Below are 9,289 nucleotides of genomic sequence, written 5' to 3'. Positions count from 1 at the left end.
TTCCCGCTAAACGCGGACTACATCAAACCAGAGATGAAACTGAAAATATTAAGCATGCTCCGATACCCACAGATGAAAAAAGAGGAAACCTCTGTGGGGTCGTAGAGCTGGGTCTTGATGTGCCCAAAGAGATTGAAGATCAAGACGCTGAGGAATTTGTTCAATTTCTAAAAATCGTAGAGCGATATGCCAATAAGTTCTCTTTTAAGTCTAGCCACAGAGCAGAGCTTCGAGAAGAGCTTTTTTCCATGGGTGCTATCGCACTTGTCGAAGCTTTTCCGCGCTATAAATCGTTCTCTGAAATACATCGAAGGAGAGCAATCTCTTTGCGAATTAGAGGAGAAATGCTTGATTACCTTGCAAGCCGAGGAAAAAAGCCAGAGGCGCTTGAACTGTTCGAGGGAAAATTCACTGGATCAAAACGTTCTGGGCCAGAGTACTGCCATATCCTTATGGAAATTCGAAGAAAGCTCGAGCGTGGTTTTGAAGAGCTGAATTTGCAAGAACGAGCAATCTTGAAGAATTTCCTAACAGGACAAGTGCCCGAAGAGATCAGTAAGATCTCTGCTTCGAGTCGGAGTAAAATAAAACAAAAAGCATTTAAAAAATTGAGGAAGTACGTCTCTCTTCATTTTGAATTGAATGAATTACTTGATTTTATTGCGGAGTAGAGGGTTTAAAAAGAGCTGCATCTGATAGTTTCATTCAGATGCAGCTCTTTTTCGTTGTATGCAGTGTATTTATTGTATTCAGTGTATTGATTATATGCAGTGGGCCTCAGTCAGGCCTCGCCTTAGGCGGCGCATTTAAAGGCAACTTCTGGCAGATCACCTATCAGTGACTCAACTGAATCAGTTCGAATCCTCCAATCACCCCCCACTTTTCTTCCCACAAGAGCGCCTGTCTCTATGAGAATGTACACCTTGGCGCGTTGAATTCTTAGTAGGCCTGCAACTTCACTAACGGTAAGAAGAATTGGCTTTTTCATGATATTTGTCCTCCTTGCGTCTATTTCAGTATCTCTTTCAATAGTAATACGCCCTCAATAAGTCGCACTTTCCTCCTTTTTTATGTTTCTTCCCGAAATAAAGCGATCTTCATTCAAGACACTGAAGATATGAAACTATGAGAATCATGAGTCTATCTCAGATAGAGCACCGTGCGGTGTAGCATGGGTATGAAAGGAAGAGGTATCGGATCTCGGGAGTAAGAAGGGATGTACAGTGTAAGAAGGAATATGCAGTGTAAGAGAGCGAGAGATGAAGTTCAGGAGGAGGAAGTAAAGGAGTCTTCTAAAGCTCGGTCTTAAAACATTCTCGATAGCTTCGAGGGAGCTTTCTGCCGTTTTTAACCTCCCAACACGCACTAATAAGGCACTCAGCTTCAGTATCGTTCAGGGCATACAGCAGTTTAATATCTTCTTTTATGGTCGGTGCATTTTTTAGTTCAAAGAGCGAGTAGTCTTCTAATATAGCGAAGAATACTTCATCGATATTCGGTAGGTGCGGCGTTTCAGTGTTCATTGTACGGCTGATAAAAAAATCTTATAACAGGCGCTTTTTTCTAAGATACGAAAAGAGCTCCATACATTAGTGATAATAGGTGAGGTAGCAGAAAGCAATATGATGAGTGTCAGAACCATTAAAAACATTAGCCTTTGCCTGCTCATTTAGGAGAAATCTTACTGCCTCGGTTTCTCCTGCCTAATCCCTTCATACTACGTAACCAAAAGAGGAGAATTTCCACATTTTTCTAAGAAATTTCGGTTTTTTGAATAATGTGAGAATTGCGAGCTTCTTCAACGGGTTAATGAGCTGTTGCTCATCTCACTCGGATGCTGCTCCTCCTCACCCTCTGCCTGTAATCGTGTAAGTACTGACAAATCTTCAAGAGTGCTCATATCTTGGGAAATCTCAGTGTTTCCAGCAGCAATATCTCGAAGAAGTCGCCGCATGATTTTACCGCTGCGTGTTTTTGGTAATGCTTCAGTAAATCGAATCATGTCGGGTTTAGCGATACTTCCAATCTCTTTGGCTACGTGCTCACGAAGAGTGGCAATAAGTGCATCATCCCCATGACACTTGGGCTCTAGGGTCACAAAGGCAGCGATTCCTGTACCTTTGATCTCGTGCGGTATTCCAACCACGGCGGCTTCAACCACGGAAGGGTGTGCGACAAGCGCAGACTCAACTTCCATTGTTCCGAGGCGGTGTCCTGACACATTGATAACATCATCAATCCGTCCCATAACCCAGAAATTTCCATCATCATCTCTTCGGGCTCCGTCGCCGGCTGTATATACAGGCGAGCCGTCAATCGTTACCGTTGACCAGTAGGTATTAATAAATCGCTCTCTATCGCCGAACACCCCGCGAAGCATTCCGGGCCATGGCTTTCGAATGACGAGGAGGCCGCCAGTATTCGGCGGTGTTTCATTCCCCTCTGTATCAACGACAGCAGCATCAACCCCAAAAAAGGGAAGTGAGCATGACCCAGGCTTTGTTGGGGTAGCGCCTGGGAGTGGAGTAATAACGTGTCCTCCCGTTTCAGTCTGCCAGTAGGTATCAACGATTGGGCACCGATCATTGCCAATAACTGAGCGGTACCACATCCATGCCTCTGGATTAATTGGCTCACCGACAGTTCCAAGCACTTGTAGCGAAGAGAGGTCGTGTTTTTTCGGATGTTCACTTCCCCACTTCATGAAGGCGCGGATTGCAGTTGGTGCGGTATAGAACTGGGTGACTTTGTGGCGTTCGATGATATCCCAGAATCGGTCTTCGGCTGGGAAGTTCGGCGCTCCTTCGTACATGAGCGTTGGAACTCGGTTAGCAAGAATCCCATAGATAATATAGCTGTGTCCCGTGATCCAGCCGATATCAGCCGTGCACCAATACACCTGATTCGCATCAGGAATGAGGTTAAAGACGTACTTCGCCGAGAGGTACGTATGTACCATATACCCCCCGATGGTGTGTTGAATGCCTTTAGGCTTTCCGGTTGATCCAGAAGTATAGAGCAGAAAAGACATATCTTCAGAGTCAAGAGGCTCTGCTGGACAGTCATCAGACGCACTCTCCATCAGAGAGTCCCACGTAACGTCTTGTTCAAACGAGTGCTTTACCCGATTGCCACACCTTTTTACATAAATAACTTTCTCAACAATCGGTTGTTCAAGCAGAAAGATCGCTTCATCGACTTTTTCCTTGAGGGGAATAGTTTGTCCTCGACGATTGAGTCCATCGGCAGTGATGATAATCCGTGATTTTGCATCATCCACTCGGTCTGCAATCGCTTGGGCCGAGAAGCCACCAAAGATTACCGAATGAGCCACTCCGATACGAGCGCAGGCTAAGAGGGCAACAGCGAGTTCCGGTACCATTCCCATATAGATGGTAATAACATCTCCTTTTTTTGCACCCATCTCTTTTAGAGCATTCCCGAGTTTTGCGGTTTCTCGCTGCAGGTCTCGATAGGTAATTCGGCGAATTTCTGGAGTGCCATTTTTTAACGGCTCTCCCTCCCAGATAATGGCGGTTTCCTCTCCGAATCCGTTTTCAACGTGCCTATCAACACAGTTGTAGCAGAGGTTGGTTTTTCCGCCGGCGAACCAGTGTGCATCAGGTGCTGAGAAAGAACAGGCTTTTGTCCATGGAGTAAACCAGGTGAGTTCTTTCGTCATTTCACGGTAAAAAGTGTCAGGATCTTGGAGTGATTGTTCGTGAAGACGATGATACTCATCAAGCGAGTTGATGAGCCATCGTTGTGTGCCTGCTATTTCAGGAGAAGAGGGTGAGAATGTTCGTTCTTCGTGTAAGACGGATTCGATCGTGTTGTTGCTCATGGTGTATCTCCGACGGTAATGAAATAAGTCTTGTATACGAAGAGCCGAGAATCAATATGATTCTTATGGAGAGTTACGAGTGGAAAAGGATCAGGCCATAGAGATTTCTCCTGCCCTTGGCTCTCTGGAAAGTCTCTTTCTCATGAACGACAGAAAGGATGCTCTGCGTGTTGCTGATAAGCGTTGTTGTGTCTGCGCTACTTTTTGGGCGTTGTAGCGTCAATACTCGCTCCATGTCTCTGAAGTATCTTCTTCCTATGTTGAGAGTCTATGGAGCATGATACACTCTCGGTATGAGTCTTATTGCAGTATCGAATCCATCTTACGCTCTTTCCCCTCAGCATCTTTCCTTACACTTCTGGAGCTGGATGCTCTTAGCCCTATGCTACTTTAGCCCCCTTAGCGCCGCCCATGCACATCCCGTTACCTTTCAAGACGGCAGTGCACTTTTCCTCAAATATCAACCGAAGCTCTCAGGAACAGAATTCAATTACTCTTATACACCTCGTAGTGCACTTGGTGTTACTCATGTGAGATTTAAAAGAAATGCTCATGAAACAGAGCACTACCTGATTCCAAAGTGGAATACGCTTTACCAGCGGTGGAATAAACCAAGCTCGCAAGCGAACATTTACCTCTCTGCAGGAATGGGCGCGTTTCATCAAGATGATGGAGATAGTGGCGGCGCTCTTTTGGGAAGCTTGCAAGCTGATTGGGAGTCTCGGAGATACTATACGCAGTTTAATGCAGACCTTATTCAAGCTGAGGGCGATAATGATCTTCATCACTTTCGTGCACGAGTTGGAGTGGCACCATCTCTTGCGGCTTTTGATGAAATTCAAACGTTTCTCATAGCACAGGTGAGTTACTTGCCAGAACGTGCAGAAGCATTTCAAGTAGGTCCAGTCCTAAGGGCATTCTATGGTCGTTACCTATTTGAAATCGGCACGACACAAGATGGAGAATTTGTCGGAACTGCAATGATTCATTTTTAAGGAGAAAGAGAATATGTCTCGAATACTCATCGTTCTGGTCGCTATATTTCTTATGGTAGCGGAAGCTAATGCAAAAGATGTTCGAGTAACAGTCAACGGAATGGTCTGTTCACTGTGCGCTCATGGGCTGAATAAAAAGTTTTTAGAGCATGAAAGTGTTGAAAAAGTAGAAATTCGATTTGATGAAAAGCTCGTTGTTCTTTCCCTAAAAGAGGGTGCCAAAATAGAGGATGATGAGGTTCAACAGATTGTAGAATGGGCCGGCTACGAGGCCGCATCCATAGTACGAGAGGATAAGGAGTAGACCGCGTTCACCCAAGAATCAGCCATTTTTCTTCGCTGAAGATGTCGTTCCAGATTCGCTTCCCGAGGAAGTGGAATTTGTGAATTATACGCTTTTTCCAGATTTCGGTAGTAAAAACAAACTATTATAGCTGTGTTTTTTTTGTGTATCCCCGTGATTTCTCATAAAATTACGAGAGAGATATTCCCCTTGAGAGAGCAGTTTTCAGAGAAATATGGAGCTTTTGAATACCAGTAATTATTCGCCGGAAGATTCCTCAGATGAGGAGCTGTGCTCTCGTGATCTCTCCGCAGCAGATAGCAGCAGCACCTCCCCGCTGGCTGAACGACACCTCCCCCCTTTATCCTCGAAGCCTCCGTTTGCTGTCCAGCGTATTGCCACCTCTTTGGAGCTTCAGGCTCTGTTACCGAAGTTAGAGCATGCTCCTCTGTTTTCACTCGATATGAAAACATCGGGCTTACAAATTTCGCTTCCAGAAGATTCAGATAGCTGGCAAAAAAGTATTCAAAGAGGAAACGGAGAAACCTTCCTGATTGACATTCATGCCCTGCAGGAAGAGTCCGAGCAAGCTGGTTCTCCTGCAGGTATACTGGCTCCTGTTCAACCTATTCTTGAAGACTCAGAGAAGTTAAAAATTGTTCACGATGCTTCTTTTGAGAAGGAGCAGTTTAAAAAATTGGATATCCAGCTCGACGGTATAAGAGACCTTATGCCAATCATAAAAATGATGCGTCCTAATTTAAAGTCGTACTCATTACAGACGTCAGCACTGGAATTTCTCGGAGAGGTGATTCATCAGAAAGAGCAGGGCAGGGATTCGGCTGCACGTCCACGCTCAACATATCAAGCGGAGTATGCTCCTCGTGATTCTGAAATGGTGTTGCGCATTTACGAAAAGACGAGATCGATTGAATTGAGAGCCACTCCGCCCCAGCGAATGCTAATTTCAACGTTACTGAAGCGGCTTGGAGAGGCAAAACAAGAGCGTTCAGAGCTCTTCAATGATACGGAGTTGAAAGAGCATCTGAAGAGCCTTCAAGAAGAAGTCAAAGCGGCTAAATCGCGGTTACTGAATGTTTTAACCGCTGAAGCAAGGAGTGGGGTCGTTGATAATTATAGCGGGCCACTTGGAATAGCGAGCCAGAGCCCTTTTAACATTGAAATCGCTGATATTTCAAAACTGAAGAGTCTTCTGCCTGAAATAGCCCCAAAAGTCATAGAAGAGAAGGTAAGGAAAGAGGATCTGCGAGACGCCTTACTGCGGCAGGGGCGAGGACAGGAGAAGAATGTAGAAAGAATATGGAATGAGATTCATGAGGATACGGGGAAGCACTCTCTGCCGACCTTTCAGATTACTACCTTTAGAGATCAGGAGACTCCTTCGAGTGAGACTCTTAGCCTTCAAGGGGATTCTGCTCTTTCAAGAAAACTCCAGCAAATTGAAAAGGAGGACTCAAAAGAGGCGCTTCTAGAAATTCTTCGTAATGCCGAATTAGAGCAACTGCAACTCATCCGAGAGGCAGGCTACGGACTGAAGCTCGCTTTTGTTGAGACTAAAATCCATAAGTACTCTGAACGGATATGCGATCGACTTCTTGAGCTAACGGACGGTGCCTCCTCTGGAGGATATCGAGGCAAAAACGGAAATGTTACTTTCTCATCCCGAGCCTTGAGGAAGTTAAAGGCAAGCTATTTTCGAGAGCACTACCCTGAACTCGCGGACCACTGTATTCGCGAGCACGTATCGAAGAAGACCCTTCATGAAGTGCTACTGGCCGATGGGCGGACGCGAACAGAAAGCGAGAGTATTATTCACAAAGTCTTTCAATCCATACCAAAAGAGTATCCTCCTAAAATCACCATTCGTCCCAATTATGGTGAAGATCTCGGCAGTACTACTGATTAAACACCGCTGGAGCGATATCAATCTCTCCCTTGCTTTTTAGGTGAGCAAGCAGTCCTACCTCAAGTAAGCGAGCAATTTTCTGGGAGCTTTGCTGCTTGAGTGCATCCTGCTGCTCACTAAAGATAGATTGATTTGGCGGAGTCGTCTTGTTCACTTGGATAATATACTGAGTTCCGTTGATATCAAGCGGACTGGACGCGAGTATCCCAGCTTCTGTTTGAGAGACAAGGGCCTCTTGCACAGCCGGTTCTGTGAATGGAAGCTCGCGGAGTTCTTGCGCTTTTTTGTCAGAGTATTTTTTTACGGAAAAGCCTCTCTCTTTTAAAATGTTTTCACTTAGGGTCTCTCCATTTTCTCCTACCAATGCGCCAGTCGTTTCAATGGCTATTTGTCTGGCGAGTGCTGGTGCTTCAGCGGTGCGATATTGTTCGATGACCTTTTCCCGTACGTCATCGAAGGCTGGGAGTTCTAATTCTCGGTATTCATCAATAAATACGAGGGCAAGCTCAGTACCGACATCGACAAGTAAGCGTTCTTCTCCAAGTTGCTCTAGCGCTTCTTTCACGATAGCTCGTATTGATGGAGTTGTTGCATCCTGTAGCGAAGTCAGCTTTTCAAGTTTTTCGATCTTGAGTTGCTCATTTTTAACGAGCTCTTCTAGTGAAGTATTGCCCTCTTGCCACGTTTCAAAGAGTGTTCGAGCCTTTTCTGCTGCATAGATGGGAGCATCAGTAAGACGAATACTTTCCTCGATTTGTTCACGAACTTCATCCAGTGGCTTCACCGAGTCATCCTTTCGCTCAAGTATTTCCACGAGCCGAATTTGTTTCGGTGTTGCAACGCGAGTTATGGTATTAAGAGGAGACTCGTCTGAGAAAATAGCGGAGTCAAATTCGATGCCCTGCGTTCCACGAGCTATCCACTCAGACGCTTCCCCCTTGAGAGAATCCTGGGAATATTCCTTCGCAATCTTTAAGAAGTCGTCTCCGTTCGCTAGTCGCTCCACCAGTTCGTCAGCGATTCCTTCAGTTTTTAATTGTTCAGAGATATCTCCTTCTTTCAGTGGAAGTACGATTTCCCGTATGCGTGCCGCAGCAGGGATACGAAATTCCCGTTCATGATCGAGGTAATACGCCTCAACGTCTTCTTCAAGAATAGCGACACCTTTTCGGTAGGATTCAGCAGGAAATCGCACGTAGGTAGCCCGAATTCGAGCTGGAATCTCATAATCAATTTGATTCTCGTAAAAGAATTGCTCAAGAACCTCATCTTCAGGAATCTCTACTTTTGCTCTGACTGCCTCCGGTGAAAGCGAGAAGGAACTCACCGTGTAGAGAGTCTCTTTCTGACGAAAAATCTGTTCCGCAAGTTGTTCTGGGGGAAATAAGCTCACATGCCTCATGAGCCCTCGCAGTTGTAGCGAAAGGGTTTCCGTAGCCAAACGATTTTCAAAAGCTGGTGCTGTTGTCTGGATCTGTCGGAGGAGAAGTTGATACTTTTCCATTGAGAAGTTGCCCTGAAAAAGCTGCGCAAGAAGATTGCGGACAAACTGTTTTCCTGGCGCCATCCCTTCTTCGGTTACTGCCTGATGAAGTAAGTTTTCATTGATGATTTCATCTACAACTTGTTGTTGAAGCCCCTTGAGAAGTTGTCCTGCAAACTGACGATAGTTCTCTCCTAAGGCCCGTTCAATTTGCATCTCTCTTTCTCGAGTTCGTCGTTTTAACTCTTCATGTCCAACTTCGGATTCGTTGATCTTAATAGCGTATGTTTGTTGAGGGCCTCCTCCAACATCCACTCCAAGGAAGAGCATCGATATGCCGATTATGGTTATAAAAAATATTCCTATGACGGAGCGATAATATCGGTGTGCAAATTGAAGCATATGCTAATTCCTTTCCTCGGATACGAGCCTTGAGAATGTCATACGGTATGCTCGCCCTATTGTATTCCTTCTACAAGAGTTGAACATACCGACTTTTCTCCTCTGGGTGAAGATGTGTTGCGAATCTCCAGATGACTTCTTCTGGTAGTGTTTTCAAGACTTCAAGGGCTGTTTGGCAGCAGTCTGGAGTGGTCAGAATTGAAATAAGTCCACGAGACTGTTCCAGGGTTCTGATAGTGCCGATGCCTTCATATGACTCAAAAAGCGCCTGAAAAAATACGATTTGAGAGCGCTCAACGTCAAGCAGTAGCGTTACGGAGGACTCCTCTACAAGAAGCGCCTCTAAGGGGATTTC

At 45.4% G+C, this 9,289-nt stretch carries 9 protein-coding genes; 4 read left to right on the top strand and 5 right to left on the bottom strand.

Annotated features, from left to right (window positions below; translation table 11 throughout):
• Positions 1–671, top strand: a 671-nt coding sequence (locus tag EBR25_11255) for a sigma-70 family RNA polymerase sigma factor (GenBank protein NBW41560.1), incomplete at its 5' end; no start/stop codon positions are given.
• A 122-nt stretch (positions 672–793) separates the two neighbouring features.
• Here the strand turns inward: EBR25_11255 and EBR25_11250 are convergent.
• The 3 genes from EBR25_11250 to acs all read right to left on the bottom strand — a co-directional run bounded on the left by EBR25_11250 (position 794) and on the right by acs (position 3,844).
• Positions 794–988 (bottom strand): DNA-binding protein, encoded by a 195-nt coding sequence (locus EBR25_11250; GenBank protein ID NBW41559.1) that lies wholly within the window; start codon positions 986–988, stop codon positions 794–796.
• Between the two features lie 304 nt (positions 989–1,292).
• Positions 1,293–1,523, bottom strand: coding sequence for a hypothetical protein (locus tag EBR25_11245; GenBank protein NBW41558.1), 231 nt, complete (start codon positions 1,521–1,523; stop codon positions 1,293–1,295).
• 275 nt (positions 1,524–1,798) lie between these two features.
• A complete protein-coding gene (acs, locus tag EBR25_11240; protein NBW41557.1) occupies positions 1,799–3,844 on the bottom strand; it encodes an acetate--CoA ligase in 2,046 nt (681 codons plus the stop codon).
• A 293-nt stretch (positions 3,845–4,137) separates the two neighbouring features.
• Between acs and EBR25_11235 the strand changes: the two genes are divergently transcribed.
• The 3 genes from EBR25_11235 (at position 4,138) to EBR25_11225 (ending at position 7,049) form a co-directional block, all read left to right on the top strand.
• The gene (locus tag EBR25_11235) at positions 4,138–4,839 is read left to right on the top strand and encodes a hypothetical protein (GenBank protein ID NBW41556.1); all 702 of its coding nucleotides are present in this window, start codon (positions 4,138–4,140) and stop codon (positions 4,837–4,839) included.
• A 13-nt stretch (positions 4,840–4,852) separates the two neighbouring features.
• Entirely contained in the window at positions 4,853–5,143 is a 291-nt protein-coding gene (locus EBR25_11230; GenBank protein NBW41555.1) for a hypothetical protein, read from the top strand.
• A gap of 214 nt (positions 5,144–5,357) precedes the next feature.
• On the top strand, positions 5,358–7,049 hold the full coding sequence (locus tag EBR25_11225; protein NBW41554.1) for a hypothetical protein: 1,692 nt from the start codon (positions 5,358–5,360) through the stop codon (positions 7,047–7,049).
• Here the strand turns inward: EBR25_11225 and EBR25_11220 are convergent.
• Together EBR25_11220 and EBR25_11215 are read right to left on the bottom strand one after the other, a co-directional pair.
• Positions 7,039–8,934 carry a hypothetical protein gene (locus EBR25_11220; GenBank protein NBW41553.1) on the bottom strand — a complete coding sequence of 632 codons (1,896 nt, stop codon included), beginning with the start codon at positions 8,932–8,934 and terminating at the stop codon, positions 7,039–7,041. The two genes, EBR25_11225 and EBR25_11220, sit on opposite strands and share 11 nt — an antisense overlap.
• Positions 8,935–9,004: 70 nt before the next feature.
• The coding region (locus EBR25_11215; protein NBW41552.1) for a DUF4911 domain-containing protein at positions 9,005–9,289 on the bottom strand (285 nt) is incomplete at its 5' end.

This window comes from bacterium, assembly GCA_009926305.1.
Lineage (GTDB): Bacteria > Bdellovibrionota_C > UBA2361 > UBA2361 > RFPC01 > RFPC01.
The sequence above is the reverse complement of the archived record's forward strand: the minus strand, read 5'-3'. Positions and strand labels throughout refer to the sequence as shown.